15 protein-coding genes and 1 riboswitch are annotated in these 16,361 nt (G+C 72.9%); of the genes, 11 read left to right on the top strand and 4 right to left on the bottom strand.

Going from position 1 to position 16,361, the window contains the following annotated elements:
* Position 1 precedes the first annotated feature (1 nt).
* The 6 genes from ftsR (at position 2) to ACUP6Y_RS11770 (ending at position 7,187) form a co-directional block, all read left to right on the top strand.
* Positions 2–733: a transcriptional regulator FtsR gene (ftsR, locus tag ACUP6Y_RS11795; protein ID WP_462550895.1), complete on the top strand. Its 732-nt coding sequence runs from the start codon at positions 2–4 to the stop codon at positions 731–733.
* 31 nt (positions 734–764) lie between these two features.
* Complete coding sequence (locus ACUP6Y_RS11790) at positions 765–1,235, top strand: bifunctional nuclease family protein (RefSeq protein ID WP_462550894.1); 471 nt, start codon at positions 765–767, stop codon at positions 1,233–1,235.
* 141 nt (positions 1,236–1,376) lie between these two features.
* The gene (locus ACUP6Y_RS11785; RefSeq protein WP_462550892.1) at positions 1,377–1,976 is read left to right on the top strand and encodes a MerR family transcriptional regulator; all 600 of its coding nucleotides are present in this window, start codon (positions 1,377–1,379) and stop codon (positions 1,974–1,976) included.
* A gap of 33 nt (positions 1,977–2,009) precedes the next feature.
* Positions 2,010–2,100: riboswitch (glycine riboswitch) on the top strand.
* 82 nt (positions 2,101–2,182) lie between these two features.
* Positions 2,183–5,020, top strand: coding sequence for an aminomethyl-transferring glycine dehydrogenase (gcvP, locus tag ACUP6Y_RS11780; protein WP_462550891.1), 2,838 nt, complete (start codon positions 2,183–2,185; stop codon positions 5,018–5,020).
* Positions 5,017–6,321 carry a serine hydrolase domain-containing protein gene (locus ACUP6Y_RS11775; protein WP_462550889.1) on the top strand — a complete coding sequence of 435 codons (1,305 nt, stop codon included), beginning with the start codon at positions 5,017–5,019 and terminating at the stop codon, positions 6,319–6,321. Before gcvP ends, ACUP6Y_RS11775 begins: the two co-directional genes overlap by 4 nt.
* Positions 6,322–6,344: 23 nt before the next feature.
* The gene (locus tag ACUP6Y_RS11770) at positions 6,345–7,187 is read left to right on the top strand and encodes an acyl-CoA thioesterase domain-containing protein (RefSeq protein WP_462550888.1); all 843 of its coding nucleotides are present in this window, start codon (positions 6,345–6,347) and stop codon (positions 7,185–7,187) included.
* 276 nt (positions 7,188–7,463) lie between these two features.
* Here the strand turns inward: ACUP6Y_RS11770 and ACUP6Y_RS11765 are convergent, their stop codons facing one another.
* Genes ACUP6Y_RS11765 through pepN form a run of 3 tightly spaced genes read right to left on the bottom strand, consistent with a single transcriptional unit; the run spans position 7,464 to position 12,192 of the window.
* On the bottom strand, positions 7,464–8,894 hold the full coding sequence (locus ACUP6Y_RS11765) for a DNA recombination protein RmuC (protein ID WP_462550887.1): 1,431 nt from the start codon (positions 8,892–8,894) through the stop codon (positions 7,464–7,466).
* 50 nt (positions 8,895–8,944) lie between these two features.
* The gene (locus ACUP6Y_RS11760; RefSeq protein WP_462550886.1) at positions 8,945–9,757 is read right to left on the bottom strand and encodes a formate dehydrogenase accessory sulfurtransferase FdhD; all 813 of its coding nucleotides are present in this window, start codon (positions 9,755–9,757) and stop codon (positions 8,945–8,947) included.
* A 5-nt stretch (positions 9,758–9,762) separates the two neighbouring features.
* Positions 9,763–12,192, bottom strand: a complete 2,430-nt coding sequence (gene pepN, locus ACUP6Y_RS11755) for an aminopeptidase N (RefSeq protein WP_462550885.1) — start codon at positions 12,190–12,192, stop codon at positions 9,763–9,765.
* Between the two features lie 54 nt (positions 12,193–12,246).
* Between pepN and ACUP6Y_RS11750 the strand changes: the two genes are divergently transcribed.
* Positions 12,247–13,128 (top strand): oxidoreductase, encoded by an 882-nt coding sequence (locus ACUP6Y_RS11750; protein ID WP_462550884.1) that lies wholly within the window; start codon positions 12,247–12,249, stop codon positions 13,126–13,128.
* A gap of 7 nt (positions 13,129–13,135) precedes the next feature.
* Here the strand turns inward: ACUP6Y_RS11750 and ACUP6Y_RS11745 are convergent, their stop codons facing one another.
* Positions 13,136–13,894, bottom strand: a complete 759-nt coding sequence (locus ACUP6Y_RS11745) for a peptidylprolyl isomerase (RefSeq protein ID WP_462550883.1) — start codon at positions 13,892–13,894, stop codon at positions 13,136–13,138.
* A 63-nt stretch (positions 13,895–13,957) separates the two neighbouring features.
* Here ACUP6Y_RS11745 and ACUP6Y_RS11740 point away from each other — a divergent pair, with 63 nt between their 5' ends.
* The 4 genes from ACUP6Y_RS11740 to ACUP6Y_RS11725 are packed head-to-tail and all read left to right on the top strand — an operon-like array spanning position 13,958 to position 16,337.
* Complete coding sequence (locus ACUP6Y_RS11740; protein WP_462550882.1) at positions 13,958–14,821, top strand: LLM class F420-dependent oxidoreductase; 864 nt, start codon at positions 13,958–13,960, stop codon at positions 14,819–14,821.
* A gap of 12 nt (positions 14,822–14,833) precedes the next feature.
* Positions 14,834–15,127 (top strand): antibiotic biosynthesis monooxygenase family protein, encoded by a 294-nt coding sequence (locus ACUP6Y_RS11735; protein ID WP_462550881.1) that lies wholly within the window; start codon positions 14,834–14,836, stop codon positions 15,125–15,127.
* Positions 15,128–15,153: 26 nt separating this feature from the next.
* Complete coding sequence (locus tag ACUP6Y_RS11730; protein WP_462550880.1) at positions 15,154–15,789, top strand: HD domain-containing protein; 636 nt, start codon at positions 15,154–15,156, stop codon at positions 15,787–15,789.
* On the top strand, positions 15,786–16,337 hold the full coding sequence (locus tag ACUP6Y_RS11725) for a DinB family protein (protein ID WP_462550879.1): 552 nt from the start codon (positions 15,786–15,788) through the stop codon (positions 16,335–16,337). The genes ACUP6Y_RS11730 and ACUP6Y_RS11725 overlap by 4 nt, the downstream gene beginning before the upstream one ends.
* The last annotated feature ends 24 nt before the right edge of the window (positions 16,338–16,361 follow it).

Here is a 16,361-nt window from a genome sequence, read left to right as displayed (position 1 = left end):
GATGACTGCTGCCGTCGCTCGGGGCGAGCGGGAGCCACGGCTCAACATCGGCCAGGTGCTCGACCGACTGCGCGCCGACTTCGAGGACATCAGCATCCCCAAGATCCGCTTCCTCGAGGCCGAGGGGCTCGTGAAGCCGGAGCGCACGCCCGCGGGCTACCGCAAGTTCTCCGAGGCCGACATCGAGCGGCTGCGCTACATCCTGCGGATGCAGCGCGACCACTACCTGCCGCTCAAGGTGATCGGCGAGCATCTCGACGCCATCGACCGGGGCCTGACCCCGCCGGAGCCGGAGCCGGTCGTCCCGACCGTGCCGACCGTCGCGCTCGGGGCCGACGGGCTGCCCGCGCCCGAGTCGTTCCGCCGCACCGACCGGCTGCGGCTCTCGCGCAAGGAGCTGGTCAAGGTCGCCGAGATCGACGAGGACCTGCTCGCGCAGCTCGAGTCCTTCGCGCTGATCAGCCCGTCGCCGACCGGGCACTACGACACCGACGCGCTGGTGATCGCCCAGACCGCGCGCGAGCTGGCCGACTACGGCATCGAGCCGCGACACCTGCGCGCCTTCCGCTCCGCCGCCGATCGCGAGGTCGGGCTGATTCAGCAGGTCGTCACGCCCCGCAAGGGCCGCGACGCCGGGGCGAGCGCGCGTGCCGAGGAGGCGGTCAGCGAGATCGCCGCGCTGTCGGTGCGACTGCACGCCACCTTGGTGAAGGCGGGCCTGCGCCGCATCTGAGTCCGCACCCCCGACGCAGTAGGCTGGACGCATGCGCGAGGTCGACGTGATGGGTGTCCGGGTGGAGATGCCCTCCAACCAGCCGATCGTGCTGCTGCGGGAGGTGGGCGGTGAGCGCTACCTGCCGATCTGGATCGGCGCCGTGGAGGCGACGGCGATCGCCTTCGCGCAGCAGGGCGTCGTCCCCCCGCGGCCGTTGACCCACGACCTGATGAAGGACGTGCTCACCGCGACCGGGAACGAGCTGAGCGAGGTCCGGATCACCGACGTGCGCGACAACGTCTTCTACGCGACCCTGGTCTTCGCCTCCGGCGTCGAGGTCAGCGCCCGACCCTCCGACTCGATCGCGCTCGCGCTGCGCACCGGCACGACCATCTACTGCTCCGACGACGTACTCGCCGAGGCCGGGCTCGCCGCGCCGGCCGAGGAGGAGGACGAGGTCGAGGCGTTCCGCGAGTTCCTCGACCACGTCTCGCCCGAGGACTTCGGCGCCGAGGGGTGAGTCTCAGCCTCAGGGTGAGGGTTTTCGGCGACACGCCCGGTCACGTCTTTGACCGGCCCGACACCCCGGCCGTACCGTGAGAGAGTCGAAATGACAGCAGTGCAATCCCCCCTTGCCTGAAGCGCCCGACCTGGAGGATCCGTGAACGAGCAGCAGCCCGAGAAGGTCGGCCAGGACGTGACCGCGGCGACCGCTGCCGCGCAGGAGCAGGGTCTGCTGTTCACCGATGACGTCTCGCCTCTGCCGAGCGACCTCGGCTACCGCGGCCCCACCGCCTGCAACGCCGCCGGCATCACCTACCGCCAGCTCGACTACTGGGCCCGCACCGGCCTGATCGAGCCGAGCGTGCGCGGAGCCAAGGGCTCCGGCTCGCAGCGTCTCTACAGCTTCCGCGACATCTTGATCCTCAAGATCATCAAGCGGCTCCTCGATGCCGGCATCTCGCTGCAGAACATCCGCACCGCGGTCAGCCACCTGCGCGAGCGCGGCACCGACGACCTCACCCAGGTCACCTTGATGAGCGACGGCGCCTCGGTCTACGAATGCACGAGCAACGACGAGGTCATCGACCTGCTGCAGGGCGGACAGGGCGTGTTCGGCATCGCGATCGGCGGTGTGTGGCGCGAGATCGAGGGCACGCTGGCCGAGCTCCCGAGCGAGCACGCCAACGAGTCGGCCCCGGCCACGCCGATCACCGGAGACGAGCTCGCCGCCCGTCGTGCGGCGCGCAACGTCGGCTGACGGGTCGTCGTACCTGTAGGCTGTAGCCGCTGTTGATGCCGCACGGGAGAGTCAGGTCCCGTGCCTGCGCCGAAGGGGCAATCCCTCCCCGGAACCTCTCAGGCGCCAGGACCGTGTGGAGCAGGCGACTCTGAAGGTGCAGTGATGCGCTGACAGAGGGGGAGGGCTCGATCGATGTCGACCCCACCCCAGGAGCACGCCTAGCCATGAGCGCCCCCTTCGTCACCCGTCACATCGGCCCGGACGACACCCAGGTCGAGACCATGCTCGACCGTCTCGGCCACGCCTCCCTCGATGCGCTGATGGACGCGGCCGTCCCGAAGTCGATCCGGTCCACCGACCCGCTGGGACTGCCCGCCGGCGTCGACGAGGAGACGGCCGCGGCCGAGCTGCGGGCGCTGGCCGGCGCGAACGTCCCCGGTGAGTCGATGATCGGTCTGGGCTACCACGCCACCGTGACCCCGGCGGTGATCCGGCGCAACGTGCTCGAGGACCCGAGCTGGTACACCGCCTACACGCCCTACCAGCCGGAGATCTCCCAGGGCCGGCTCGAGGCCCTCATCAACTTCCAGACCATGGTCGCGGACCTGACGGGCCTCCACACCGCCGGGTCGTCGCTGCTCGACGAGGGCACCGCCGCGGCTGAGGCCGTGGCCCTGGCGCACCGCGCACTCCCCAGGAACAAGGGGGCGAAGGCGCACGGCCCGTTCGTCGTCGACGCCGACGCGCTGCCGCAGACCATCGACGTGGTCGCCACCCGTTGCGAGGGCCTCGGCATCGAGATCCTGGTCGCCGACCTCTCCGCGGGGCTGCCCGACGGCGACGTCTGCGGAGTGCTGGTCCAGTACCCGGGCGCCTCCGGCCGGGTCGCCGACCTGAAGCCGCTCGTCGACGCCGTCCACGAGCGCGGCGGCCTGGCCGTCGTCGCGGCCGACCTGCTCGCGCTCACCCTGCTCGAGGCCCCCGGCACCCTCGGCGCCGACGTCGTCGTCGGCTCGGCCCAGCGCCTCGGCGTCCCGCTGTTCTACGGCGGCCCGCACGCCGGCTTCATGGCGGTGCGCGAGGGTCTCGAGCGCCAGCTGCCCGGGCGCCTGGTCGGCGTCTCGGTCGACGCGGAGGGCCGTCCGGCGTACCGTCTGGCACTGCAGACCCGCGAGCAGCACATCCGCCGCGACAAGGCGACGTCCAACATCTGCACCGCCCAGGTTCTGCTCGCCGTCACCGCGGGCATGTACGCCGTCTACCACGGTCCCGAGGGACTGCGAGCGATCGCAGGGGACATCCACGACCTGGCCCGCCGCGCCGCCGCCTCGCTCGCGGCCGCGGGCGTCGAGGTCGTCAACGACTCCTTCTTCGACACCCTCACCGTCCGGGTGCCGGGGCGCGCGGAGGCCGTCGTGGCCGCCGCCCGCGAGGCGTCGATCCACCTGCGCATCGTCGACGCCGACACGGTCGCCGTCGCCTTCGGCGAGACCGCGGGGGAGGCCACCCTGGTCGCCGTGCTCGGCGCCTTCGGCGTGTCCGCCGTGTCGGCGGAGGGGGACGCGGGGCTGCCCGAGGACCTCGAGCGCACCACCGGGTTCCTCACCCACCCGGTGTTCAACACCCATCACAACGAGACCTCGATGCTGCGCTACCTGGCGCGGCTCTCGAATCGCGACTACGCGCTCGACCGCGGCATGATCCCGCTCGGCTCCTGCACGATGAAGCTCAACGCGACCACCGAGATGGAGCCGATCTCGCTGGCCGGGTTCGCCAACCTGCACCCGTTCGCGCCGGCCGCGGACGCCGACGGCTATCGACAGCTGATCGACCAGCTCGAGGGCTGGCTCGCCGAGGTGACCGGCTACGACCGGGTCTCGATCCAGCCCAACGCCGGCGCCCAGGGCGAGTACGCCGGCATGCTCGCCATCCGCAACTACCACCGGGCCAACGGCCAGGGCCAGCGCGACGTCTGCCTGATCCCGTCCTCGGCCCATGGCACCAACCCGGCCTCCGCGGTGATGGCCGGCATGAAGGTCGTGGTGGTCAAGGCCGCCGACGACGGCACCGTCGATCTCGCCGACCTGCGCGCGAAGTGCGAGCAGCACGCCGAGACGCTCGCCGCGATCATGGTCACCTACCCCTCGACCCACGGCGTCTACGAGGAGACCATCACCGAGCTGTGCGACCTGGTCCACGAGCACGGCGGCCAGGTCTACATCGACGGGGCGAACTTCAACGCGCTGCTCGGCTACGCCGCCCCTGGCAGGTTCGGCGGCGACGTCTCGCACCTCAACCTGCACAAGACGTTCTGCATCCCCCACGGCGGCGGTGGCCCCGGCGTCGGCCCGGTCGCGGTGCGCGCCCACCTGGCGCCGTACCTGCCCACGCACCCGCTGCACCCCGACGCCACTCGGCGTGAGGGCACCGGCGCGATCAGCGCGGCGCCGTTCGGCTCCGCCGGCATCCTGCCCATCTCGTGGGCCTACATCCGGATGATGGGCGGCGCGGGCCTGACCCGCGCGACCGCCGTCGCGGTGCTCTCGGCCAACTACGTCGCCGCCCGTCTCGGCGAGCACTTCCCGGTTCTCTACCGCGGCGAGTCCGGCCTGGTCGCCCACGAGTGCATCCTCGACCTGCGCCCGATCACCGCCGAGACCGGCGTCTCGGTCGACGACGTCGCCAAGCGGCTCGTCGACTACGGCTTCCACGCCCCGACCATGTCCTTCCCGGTCGCCGGCACGCTCATGGTCGAGCCCACCGAGTCCGAGGACCTGGCCGAGCTGGACCGGTTCTGCGACGCGATGATCGCGATCAAGGGCGAGATCGACAAGGTCGGCTCGGGGGAGTGGGCGGTCGACGACTCGCCGCTGCACCACGCGCCCCACACCGCCCGCGCGCTCGTCGGCGACTGGGACCGCTCCTACTCCCGCGAGGTGGCCGTCTTCCCGGCAGGCATCTCGCCCGACAAGTACTGGCCCCCGGTCGCCCGCATCGACCAGGCCTACGGCGACCGCAACCTGGTCTGCGCGTGCCCGCCGATGGACGCCTACGTCGAGTGACCTCGTACGACGACGCGCTGGCGTCGCTGCAGGCCGCGGGCCGGCTGCCCTCCGTCTCGGCAGCAGTCGCCCGCGGCGGCACGCCGGTGTGGCAGGGCTGGGTGAGCGTGCTGGCGGGGCGTGAGGTGACCAGCGCGTCGTCGTACCGGATCGGGTCGATCACCAAGACCCTCACCGCGGTGCTGGTGCTCCAGCTCCGTGACGAGGGGAGGCTCGGGCTCGACGACCCGATCGGACGGTTCGTGCCCGGCGGCTACGGCTCGGCCACGGTGGGTGAGCTGCTCGCCCACACCGCGGGCCTGCAGAGCGAGCCCGCCGGCGCGTGGTGGGAGCGCGTCGACGGCGGCTCCGTCTCCGACCTGCTCGCCGCCAACGACGGCTCCGGTCGGGTCGCCGCGGCAGGGGAGTGCTACCACTACTCCAACCTCGGCTTCGCCCTCCTCGGCGAGGCGGTCGCCCGGCTGCGGGACGCGTCGTGGTGGTCGGTCGTGCGGTCGCGGCTGCTCGAGCCGCTCGGGATGAGCGCGACGTCGTACCACCCGCCGGACGACCACGCGCCCGGCCGCAGCGTCGACCACTTCGCCCACACCCTGTCCGCCGAGCCGCACTCCGACACCGGCGCGATGGCGCCGGCCGGACAGCTGTGGAGCACCGTCGGCGACCTGCTGCGGTGGGCGGACTTCCTCGTCACCGGGCACCCCGAGGTGCTCGCCGCGGCGACGCTCGCCGAGATGGCCGAGCGCGCCACTCCCGCCGAGGCGTACGGACTCGGGCTGCGGCTGCTCTCCGTCGACGGCCGCACCCTGGTCGGTCACACCGGCTCCATGCCCGGCTTCATGGCCTCGCTGTTCGTCGACCGGTCGACCCGCGACGCCGTGGTGGCCCTCACCGACGCCACCACCGGCCTCGGCGCCGAGCGGGTACCGGGGCTGCTCCTCGCCGCCGAGCCGGGGCCCGCGTCCGGGACGGTGATGCCGTGGCGGCCGTCGCCGCGGCCGGTCCCCGAGCTCGTCACGGAGGTGCTCGGGGTCTGGTTCTGGGGCAACACCGGCTTCGGCATCGAGTGGGCCGACGGTGAGCTGCGGATGCACGACCTGCGCTCCGGGGAGACCGAGGAGCGCTTCGAGCCCGCCGGCGACGGGTTCCGCGGCCTTGCGGGCTACCACCGCGGCGAGACCCTCCGTGTCGTGCGCCGCGCGGACGGCACCGTCGGGCATCTGGAGTGCGCCACGTTCATCTGGACGCGCACGCCGTACGACCCACGGGCGCCGATCCCCGGGGGTCCTGCTCCGCGGCTGTGACCTGAGGGGGCATGATGCTCCCCGTGAACGAGAACGCGTTCCAGTTCGCCTGGTTCCAGCAGTCCACCGCCGGCTTCGACCCGCTGCCGCTCGCGCAGAGCCTGTGGCGCGACGACCAGATGCACGGCGTCGCCGTGAGCGGCCTGCTCGCCCGGGCACTCGAGCATGCCGTCACCGACGCCGGCCGGGGCGGACTGGTGCCCGCGCGGTACCACGTCGACCTGTTCCGTCCCGCCCGGATGATCACCACCACCGCGTCGGCCCGGATCGTCCGCGAGGGCCCGCGGCTGGTGCTGCTCGATGCCGTCGTCGAGCAGGAGGGCGAGATCGTCGCCCGTGCCGGCGCGACCTTCCTCGCCCCCTCGACCGACGTCGCCGGCGAGGTCTGGACGGCACCGGGGCAGCGGCCCACCCCGCCGCCCACCGATCTGCTGCCCGAGCCCGGCGAGCACCATGTGCCCTGGTTCGCCAGCGCGGCCGCGTGGTCCGACGACTTCGGCGACCACCAGAACGCCGGCCGGCACCAGACCTGGCAGACCGCGATCCCCATCGTGCAGGGCGAGGACTGCACGCCGTTCCAGGCCGTCGCCTCGATCGCCGACGCCACCAGCATGGTCACCAACTGGGGCAGCCGCGGCGTCGAGCACATCAACACCGACATCGACCTGGCGCTGTGCCGGCTCCCGGACAGCACCCGGCTCGGACTGCGTGCCACCGACCACATGGCAGCCGACGGGATCGCGGTCGGCGCCGCGGAGGTGTTCGACAGCACCGGGACGATCGGCACCGCCACGGTCACCTCGCTCGCCAACGCCCGCCGCACCGTCGACCTGTCCGGCGGGGTGGAGCCGCGCGGCACCGCCTGAGGCCGTCCCTCCGGCCGCCACCGCCTGAGGCCGTCCCTCCGGCCGCCACCGCCTGAGGCCGTCCCTCCGGCCGCCTCCGGCACCTACCGAGACACCCCGCACGGCTCGAAGCGAGGACCCCGCCGTCGGCGCCTCTCAGCTTCGGGCACCGCATGTCCTGCACACGCCGACGGCACCCCGACATCGCCGCGCGGGGTGTCCCGTCCGGCGCCTGCGGCGGCCGGAGGGACGGCCGGCCCCGGTGTCGCGCGGACGGACGGTCGTGGAGGCAGGTCCTCAGCCGGCCTGCGCGTCGTCCACGATCTCGGCGTCGACGGCCACGTCGAAGTCGAAGGTGAGCTCCTCGCGGTCGAGGTCGGCGAGGGCGGCGAACTCGCCCGACGTGAGCGCCTTGGGCGTCTCCTCGATCTCGCTCGGGGCGGGGATGGTGGCGACCGGGTCGGCGGCGTTGAGCTTGCGGGCGGCGGGCAGGACGGAGCGCTCGAGGGAGCCGGTGAAGCTGTTGAAGTCCTTCACGCTGCGCTGGATCGAGCGGCCGAGCTTGTCGACGTGCTCGGAGAGCCTGAGGATGCGGCGGTAGAGCACCTGGCCGAGCTCGAAGAGCACCTGGGCGTCCTCGGTGAGCGCCTCCTGCTTCCAGGTGAAGGCGACGGTCTTGAGCATGCCCCACAGGTTGGTCGGGGTGGCCAGGACGATGCCCTGCTTGAAGGCGTGCTCCATGAGCGACGGATCGACCTCGAGGGCGGCGTTGAGCAGCTGCTCGTTGGGGATGAAGGCGACGGTGAACTCGGGGCTGACGGCGAGGCCGGTCCAGTACCCCTTCTGGGCGAGGACGTCGACGTGGCCGCGGACCTTGCGGGCGTGGTCGTCGAGCAGGCGCTGACGCGCCTCGGGCTCGAGGCCCTCGCGCTGGGCGCCCATGAACGCGTTGTAGGGAGCCTTGGCGTCGATCGCCATCTGCTTGCCGCCGGGCAGGTTGATCACCATGTCGGGGCGGCGGGCGCCGGAGTCGGCCTCGACGGAGTGCTGCAGCTCGAAGTCGACCCGGTTCAGCAGGCCGGCGGTCTCGACGAGGGTGCGCAGCTGGGTCTCGCCCCAGGCACCGCGGACGGCGTTGTTCTTGAGGACCGAGGCGAGGGTGTCGGCGGCCTTGCGGGAGTCCTCGACGGAGCGTTGGGTGTGCTGGATCTGGGTGGCGAGCTCGGTGTGCTGGCGCACCCGGGCCTTCTCGAGCTCGTCGACCTTCTGCTGCATCGAGCGGAGGTGCTCGACGACCGGGGTGAGCGTCTTGAGGACCTGGGTCTGGCCGGACTCGCCGCGCTCACGCTCCTGCTGGGCCTGGCGCTGCTGCTCGACGAGGGCGCGGTAGCGCGCCCGGGCGTCGTCGACGGCGTCGCGCAGCTCGTCGACCGTGGCCAGCGCGCCGGTCAGCTCGGCCTGCACGGCGGCCCGGGCGGCCGCCTCCTCAGCGCGGGCCTCGGCCGTGCGGGACTCGCCCTGGAGCTGGGCCCGCTGGACGTCATGGCGCAGCGCGGCCAGCGCGGTCTCGTGATCGGCGCGCAGGCCTGCGACGACCGCATCGTGACGAGCCGCCACGACCTCGGGAGCCTCGCCCTGAGGGATGGTCGGGGTCGTGGCGTGGCGCACCATCCAGCCGACACCCGCACCGAGCAGGAGACCGACGAGGAGAGCGAGGAGGATGGCCATGGACTCAGTCAAACAGGAGGGCCCGACAGAACCCCTCGGGGCACGCCGGATCAGGCGTATCGGACGGTCCGGTCGCCCTTGGTCCAGCCGTAGAGCGCGAGCCCGCCGGCCTCGGCCAGCCGGACCGACAGCCCCGTGGGCGCGCCGACCGCGACCAGGGTGCCGATGCCGCTGGCGACGGCCTTCTGCACCAGCTCGAAGCCGGCCCGCCCGCTGATGACCAGGACCGCCTCGGCCGGCGGAGCGCCGGCCAGGAGCCGCGCCCCGACCACCTTGTCGACGGCGTTGTGCCGCCCCACGTCCTCGCGTGTGGCGACCAGGGTGCCGTCGGCGGTGAACAATCCGGCCGCGTGGGCGCTGCCCGTCCGCTCGAAGAGCCGCTGCTGGGGCCGCATCAGGTCGGGCAGGCGCCGGACCAGCTCGGGGGAGGGGAGCGGACCGGACCAGGGCGGCGCGGGCCGGCGGGCGAGCACCTCGTCGACCTCGTCGGTGCCGCACACGCCGCACGCGGCTGATCCGGCGCTGAGTGCGTCGAGCTGGCTCGGCACCCGGGTCGGGACGGTCTCGAGGGTGACCGTGACGACGTTGAACTCCTGCTCGGGGCGCAGCTCGACGTCGGTGCAGTAGGCGACCCCGGCGGCCCGCCCGAGGCCCTCGTGATGCACCCAGCCGGCGGCCAGCTCGAAGTCGTGCCCGGGCGTGCGCAGCGTGGTCCACACCCGTCGTGCCGGCCCGCCGGGCCACGCGAGCCGGATCTCGAGCGGCTCCTCGGTGAGCACCCGGTCCTCGTGCCGTCGTGTGTCGTCGCCGCGGTGCTCCTGGACCCGCAGCCGGGTCGTGGGACCTGGGCGCCGCGCCCTCACCCCGGTCACAGCACGGCCCGGCGCCGCCGCAGCTCGTCGAGCCGGTCGGTCAGCCGCCGGCGTACGGCACCGGGGAGGTCCTGCTCCAGCGCTGCCACGGCCGCGGCCGCGGTCGCGTCGTCGAGGTGGGTGATCGGGAAGTACGCCTCGACGACCTCGCCCTGCACCCAGCCCTGGTGGGCGCCGACGATGATGGCGAGCTGGTCGAAGTAGGCGGCCGCGAAGGGCGCGGTGACGTCGAGCTGCCCGGCCTGCCAGAGGCCGTTGCCGGCGGCCTTGACCTCGTAGTTGGGGACCGAGACCTCGCCGGTGGCCCGCGCCCAGGCGAACTCCTTGGCCTCCGTCGTGGGCAGCGACGACACCGCCCGCGCGTGGTGGACGGTGGCCGCGCCGCTGCGCTCGGCCTCGAGCGCGGCGTCGAGCGTGGCCCGGTCGGTCGCGCCCAGCTCCGCGAGCCGGCGCCGGGCCTTCCAGCGCAGGTCGCTGTCGCCATCGATCCCCTCGGGCAGGTCCTCGCCGCACGCCCAGCGCTCCAGCTCACCGGCCTCGGCAGCCGACAGCACGGTGGCCCGGAACGCCGACAGCTGGAGCTCCGAGCCGGCCTCCGCGGCCTCGGCCGCCCGGCGTACGGCGGCATGGAACCGCTCCGTCGTCCCGGCCGGCGCGATCGGGAGCACCGTCTCCAGCACCCACGGCAGCAGGTTGCGGACTCCGTCGGCGGTGTCCTCGACGGGCGGCGCGGTGGCGAGCAGCTCGGCCACGTCGGCGGGGGAGAGCGCCCCCTCGAACAGGCCGAGCCGGACGCTGTTCCACATGGTCGCGCGCAGCTGTGGGTCGGTCATCGCCGGCGCGAGCGCGGGCAGCGCCGCCATCGTCAGCGCGTCCGGCGGGCTGACCGCCCAGGTGGTCTCGGTCGCGTCGAGCAGCACCGGGGCGTCGCCGGCCTCGAACGGCGTCGCGGGGCCGTCGACGACGATCGGCCGCTGGGTCCACCCGTCCGGGCCATGGGTGGCCACGACCAGCTCGTGGCGACGCTCGGCGGGATGCGCCGGGGGAGAGGTACGCCGCACGACCCCGGCCGCGCGGTCGACGTCGAGCCGATCCGCGCCGGGGGTGAGCAGCCAGTCCTTCACGAAGCCGTCGAGGCTGGCGCCGCCTGCGGCCCGCTCCCAGCTCGCGAACAGGTCGTGCATGGTCGCGTTGCCGAACCGGTGGAGGGCGAAGTGCTCGCGCACGCCGCCGAGGAAGGCCTCGTCGCCCAGCCGGTGGGCCAGCTGGCGCAGCACGTTGGAGCCGCGGGCGTAGGAGATGCCGTCGAAGTTCTGCAGCGCCGAGAGGGCGTCCGGTGCGGCGTTGCCGGCGACCGGGTGCGTGGTCGGGCGCTGGTCCGCGGTGATGCCCCACGTGCGGCGGGCGTAGGACTGGTGCAGCCAGCCGTCGGCGTACTCCGTCGCGTCGGCGATGACCCGGTAGCCCATGTACTCGGCGAAGGACTCGTTGAGCCACAGGTCGTCCCACCACGTCGGGGTGACGATGTTGCCGAACCACTGGTGCGCCATCTCGTGGGCGACCAGCGCGGCGCGGAAGCTGCGGTCGGCGCGCGTGCTGCTGCCCTCGAAGAGCAGTGGGTCGCGGATCGTGACGCAACCGGGGTTCTCCATCGCGCCCGCGTTGAACTCGGGCACGAACGCCTGGTGGTAGTCGCCGAACGGGTAGCGCACCCCGAACAGCCGGTGCAGCTCGTCGAACGACTGCCGGGTCAGCGTGAACAGCTCGTCGGCCTCACGGTCCAGCGTCGCGGCGAGGCTCTGCCGCGCACTGAGCCCCAACGGGATGCCGTCGTGCTCGTCGCGGATCAGGTGGTACGGACCGGCGACCAGCGTGACGAAGTACGTCGCCAGCGGGGGCGTCGGGCCGAGCGTCCACTGCCTCGTGGCACCGTCGGAGCCCGCATCGACCGCGGGGGCGTTTCCGACGACCAGCCAGTCGGCGGGCGCGGTGACCCGCATCGAGTAGGGCGCCTTGAGGTCGGGCTGGTCGAAGCACGTGAACACCGAGGGCGCCGCGTCCATGAAGGACATGCCGTAGACGTAGGCCTCGCCGTCGGCCGGGTCGACCGAGCGGTGCAGGCCCTCGCCGTCGTTGCGGAAGCCCATAGTCGCCTCGACCACCAGCTCGTGCTCACCGGCGGTGAGGTCGAGGGGGACCCGGCCGTCCTTCACGTCGTCGACGTCGAGCGACTGACCGTCGAGCCGGACGACGTGCAGCGCCCGTGGCTTCACGTCCACGAAGGTCTGCGCCCGCTCGCTGCGGAACCGGATCGTGGTCACCGACCCGAAGGTCTCCTCGCTGCGCGCGAGGTCCAGCTCGACGTCGTACGACGTCACGGTGAGCACGCTCGCGCGGTGCTCGGCTTCGGCGCGGGTCAGGCTCATCCGGCCAGCCTAGAACTCAACCGGCTGCAGCGAGGATGTGGGAGGGTTCGGGCCATGCGTGCGTGGACCCAGGTGCCGCCCCAGCGGGGCCGGCGGTTCGTCATCACCGGTTCGAACGGAGGCCTCGGGCTCGAGACCGCCCGCATCCTCGGTTCCCGCGGCGCCGAGATCGTGATGGCCTGCCGCAGCGTCGCGAAGGCCTCGGCCGCGGCGCGGACCGTGCCCGGCCATGACAAGGGGCGGGTCGAGGTGCGCCAGGTCGACGTGAGCTCGCTCGACTCGGTGCGCGCCTTCGCGGCCGGGCTCGTGGAGGACGGCCGGCCGGTCGACGTCCTGGTCAACAACGCCGGCGTGCTCGGCGTACCGCACGCCGTGACGCCGCAGGGCGTGGAGCTGCACTTCGCCACCAACTACCTCGGTCACTTCCTGCTGACCCGGCTGCTGCTGCCGTTGCTGACCGACCGCGTCGTCGTGGTCAGCTCGCGCGAGCACCGCTCGGGTCGCATCGACCTCGACGACCTCGGCTGGCAGCGCCGTCCCTACCGCCCCTTCCAGGCGTACGGCGACTCGAAGCTCGCCGACCTGCTCCTCATGCGCGAGCTCGACCGCCGGCTGCGCGCCGAGGGCTCACCGGTCCGGGCCGTCGCCGCCCACCCCGGTGCCTCCGCCACGGCGATCACCAGCGGCTCCGGCCATCCTGTCGTCACCGCGATCGGCCACTACGGACAGAAGCTGGTCGGCATGCCCGCCTGGCGCGGCGCACTGTGCATCGTCTACGCCGCGACCATGGACGTCGCCGGCGGCAGCTACGTCGGTCCGCACGGGCGCACCGAGCTGTGGGGCTGGCCGGCGCCGGCCCGGATGTCGCGCAAGGCCGACGACGAGGCGCTGGCCCGGGCGCTGTGGGAGCGATCGGTCGCGCTGACCGCGGGTTGAGCCCGGCTCAGCCGACCTTGATGCTCTCGAAGGTGACCGGGGTGTTCGGCCGCCCGCCGCCGCTCTGTGCCCAGTAGCCGTCGTTGCCGCTGGCGGTGGCCTTCGTCAGCGTCTTCAGGGACGCGGCGTCGAGGTGGCCCCACACCGTGTAGTCGGGCGGGAACTGGGAGTCGCCGAAGACGATGAAGAACTGGCCGCCGCCGCTGTGGGGCTGGCCGGTGTTGGCCATGGCGAGGGTGCCGGCCGGGTAGGTCTCGGTGCCGTCGACCTCGTCGGGGATGGTGTATCCCGGACCGCCGGTGCCCGTGCTCGGGTCGGCGTCGGCGGCCGTCGGGTCGAAGTACGGGTCGCCGCACTGCAGGAACTCGAAGCCCGGGTCGTTGCCCTGGCGGTGGCAGGAGGTGTCGTCGAAGTAGCCCTGCTTCGCGAGCGAGGCGAACGACTCGACGGTGCAGGGGGCCTTCGTCGCGTCGAGGGTCGCGGTCAGCTTGCCGATCGAGGTGGTCAGCACCGCCGTGACGTCGCCGGTGTACTCGGGGGTGGTCGGGGGGAGGTCGACCTTCCGGGCGGCCTCGCCGTCCTGCTCCCAGTCGCACTGGCCGGCGGCGTCCGGCGCACCCGCGGTGGTGGTCGCGGCGGCCGACGGCGTGGTCGTCTCGGCCTGCTCGGGGTCGGAGGCGGAGGAGTCGGAGGAGTCGTCGCCGCAGGCGGACAGCGACGCGAGGAGCAGCAGGGCCGGGACTCCGGCGAGCAGGCGAGAGCGCATGGGGCGCATGGTACGCAGCGAACCTGAGCCCGCCGGCGGGGTGTCCGGGCGTAGGTTGGCGGCATGGACCTGGGTATCCACTACGCGAGCTTCAGCCACCCCGAGTGGGACCGCCGCCTTGCCGAGCGGCTCGCCGGCACCGCACAGATCGCCGACCAGGGCGGGATCGCCCTGTTCACGGTGATGGACCACTACTTCCAGATGGAGGTCTCGGGCGGACCCGCCGAGCCGATGCTGGAGGGCTACACGACACTCGGCTTCCTGGCCGGTCGCACCGAGCGGATCGAGCTCGGCCTGCTCGTGACCGGGGTGACCTACCGCCACCCGGGCCTGCTCGCCAAGATCGCGACCACCCTCGACGTGCTCTCGGGTGGGCGGGCCTGGCTCGGGATCGGAGCCGCCTGGTACGAGCGCGAGCATGCCGGCCTCGGTGTGCCGTACCCGCCGGTCGCCGAGCGCTTCGAGCGGCTGGAGGAGACCCTGCGGATCTGTCGCCAGATGTGGAGCGACGACGACGGTCCGTTCGAGGGCGCCCACTACCGCCTGGCCGAGACGATCAGCGTTCCGCAGCCCGCGCGCGGCCGGGTGCCGATCCTGATCGGCGGGTCGGGGGAGCGCAAGACCTTGCGCCTGGTTGCGCAGTACGGCGACGCGTGCAACCTCTTCACCGGCGAGGGACCCGCCGGCGTGGCCGCCAAGCTCGACGTGCTGCGCCGCCACTGCGACGACGTGGGCCGGGACTACGACGAGATCCGCAAGACCGTCTTGTGGTTCGGCGACCCGGTCGCCGAACCGGACCGGTTCGCCCGCGAGATGGAGGAGTACGCCGGCCTCGGGATCTCGCTGGCCGCCCTGATGCCGCCCGCCGACGATCCCGAGCGGTGGGCGAGCGCGCTGGTCGAGCAGGCGGTGCCGCGGGTCGGCTGACAGGATCGGGCCATGATCCTCGAGCACGCCGTCCTGCCCGTCCGACCCGGCCAGGAGACCGACTTCGAGAAGGCGTTCGGCCAGGCGAGGTCGATCATCTCCGCCATGCCCGGGTTCCGCAGCCTCGCGCTTCGTCGCTCGCTCGAGACGCCCAGCCACTACCTGCTGCTGGTCGAGTGGGACACGCTCGAGGACCACACCGTCGGCTTCCGAGGCTCGGCCGAGTACGGCACGTGGCGCGGTCTGCTGCATCGCTTCTACGAGCCCTTCCCGGTGGTCGAGCACTTCGCCGACGTCGAGCTCTGAGACCGGACCGTGGCAGGGTGGGGGACATGGACGACGACGCCCTGCTCATCGACCGCCAGCCCCTCCCGGCCGGCGTACCCGATCGCCTGGCCGCTCAGCTGAGGTTCCTCGCCGAGGCCGACAAGCTCAAGACCGTCCTGCGTGCCTCGCCCCTCGCCGCCGCGGACCGTCGCGAGAACGACGCCGAGCACTCCTGGCACCTCGCGCTGATGGTCGTCCTGCTCGCGGAGTACGCCGACGAGCCGATCGACGTCGGCCACGCGGTCAAGCTCGTCGTCGTCCACGACCTGGTCGAGATCTACGCGGGGGACAGTCCGGTGTTCGTCCCCGGCGCCGCCGACGACCAGCAGGAGCGCGAGCTCGCGGCCGCCGAACGGCTGTTCGGCCTGCTGCCGCCCGACCAGGCCGCCTCGATGCGGGCGCTGTGGGACGAGTTCGAGTCCGCCGCCACCCCCGAGGCCCGGTTCGGCAAGGCGATGGACCGCCTCGAGCCGATGTTGCTGAACTGGCTCAACGGCGGCGGCACCTGGGGCATGGCCGGCGCCTCCGAGGCCACCGTCCGCGCCCGCGAGGCCGGCGTCGTCGCCGCATCCACCTCCCTGGGCGAGGTCACCGGACTGCTCGTCGACGAGGGCCTGCGCCGGGGCTGGATCCGGCCGTGACCACCCGCTGGACCCAGGCCACCGTCCACCCGGACATGTGGCTCGACGCCGCCGACGATCCTCGCGAGAGCGACGGCCCGGCCGCCGAGGGGGAGCGGGCCACCCTTGAGGACTATCTCCACCACTACCGCCTCACCCTCCGTCTCAAGTGCGAGGGCCTCGACCCCACCCAGCTCGCTCGCCGCTCGGTCCCACCGTCGACCATGTCGCTGCTCGGCCTGGTCCGCCACCTCGCCGAGGTCGAGCGCGACTGGCACAACTGGGTCACCGACGGCCCGGCACTGCCCGGCCTGTACGGCGAGCCTGACGGCGACTTCGACGGCGCCGTCGGTGAGGTCGAGGTCGTCGACGCGGCCTGGGCCGACCTGGCGCGCGAGCAGGCCGCCACCGACGCGGTGCTCGCCGGTGTCGGCGACCTGTCGTCGACGCTGGGACGCGCCCAGGTCGTCGTACGGGACCTGATGGTGCATCGGGTCGAGGAGTACGCCCGGCACTGCGGACACGCGGACCTGCTGCGCGAGTGCGTCGACGGCCGGGTCGGGCAGTAGGTGAACGGGCTGGAACTCACCTGT

The organism is Nocardioides sp. S5-5, from assembly GCF_054954065.1.
The sequence above is the reverse complement of the archived record's forward strand: the minus strand, read 5'-3'. Positions and strand labels throughout refer to the sequence as shown.

Coding starts and splice junctions, on each gene's coding strand:
- ACUP6Y_RS11735 (WP_462550881.1), top strand. CDS start 14,834: ATGATCCTCGAGCACGCCGTCCTGCCCGTCCGACCCGGCCAGGAGACC.
- ACUP6Y_RS11790 (WP_462550894.1), top strand. CDS start 765: ATGCGCGAGGTCGACGTGATGGGTGTCCGGGTGGAGATGCCCTCCAAC.
- gcvP (WP_462550891.1), top strand. CDS start 2,183: ATGAGCGCCCCCTTCGTCACCCGTCACATCGGCCCGGACGACACCCAG.
- ACUP6Y_RS11745 (WP_462550883.1), bottom strand. CDS start 13,894: ATGCGCTCTCGCCTGCTCGCCGGAGTCCCGGCCCTGCTGCTCCTCGCG.
- ACUP6Y_RS11740 (WP_462550882.1), top strand. CDS start 13,958: ATGGACCTGGGTATCCACTACGCGAGCTTCAGCCACCCCGAGTGGGAC.
- ACUP6Y_RS11750 (WP_462550884.1), top strand. CDS start 12,247: ATGCGTGCGTGGACCCAGGTGCCGCCCCAGCGGGGCCGGCGGTTCGTC.
- ftsR (WP_462550895.1), top strand. CDS start 2: ATGACTGCTGCCGTCGCTCGGGGCGAGCGGGAGCCACGGCTCAACATC.
- ACUP6Y_RS11765 (WP_462550887.1), bottom strand. CDS start 8,894: ATGGCCATCCTCCTCGCTCTCCTCGTCGGTCTCCTGCTCGGTGCGGGT.
- ACUP6Y_RS11730 (WP_462550880.1), top strand. CDS start 15,154: ATGGACGACGACGCCCTGCTCATCGACCGCCAGCCCCTCCCGGCCGGC.
- pepN (WP_462550885.1), bottom strand. CDS start 12,192: ATGAGCCTGACCCGCGCCGAAGCCGAGCACCGCGCGAGCGTGCTCACC.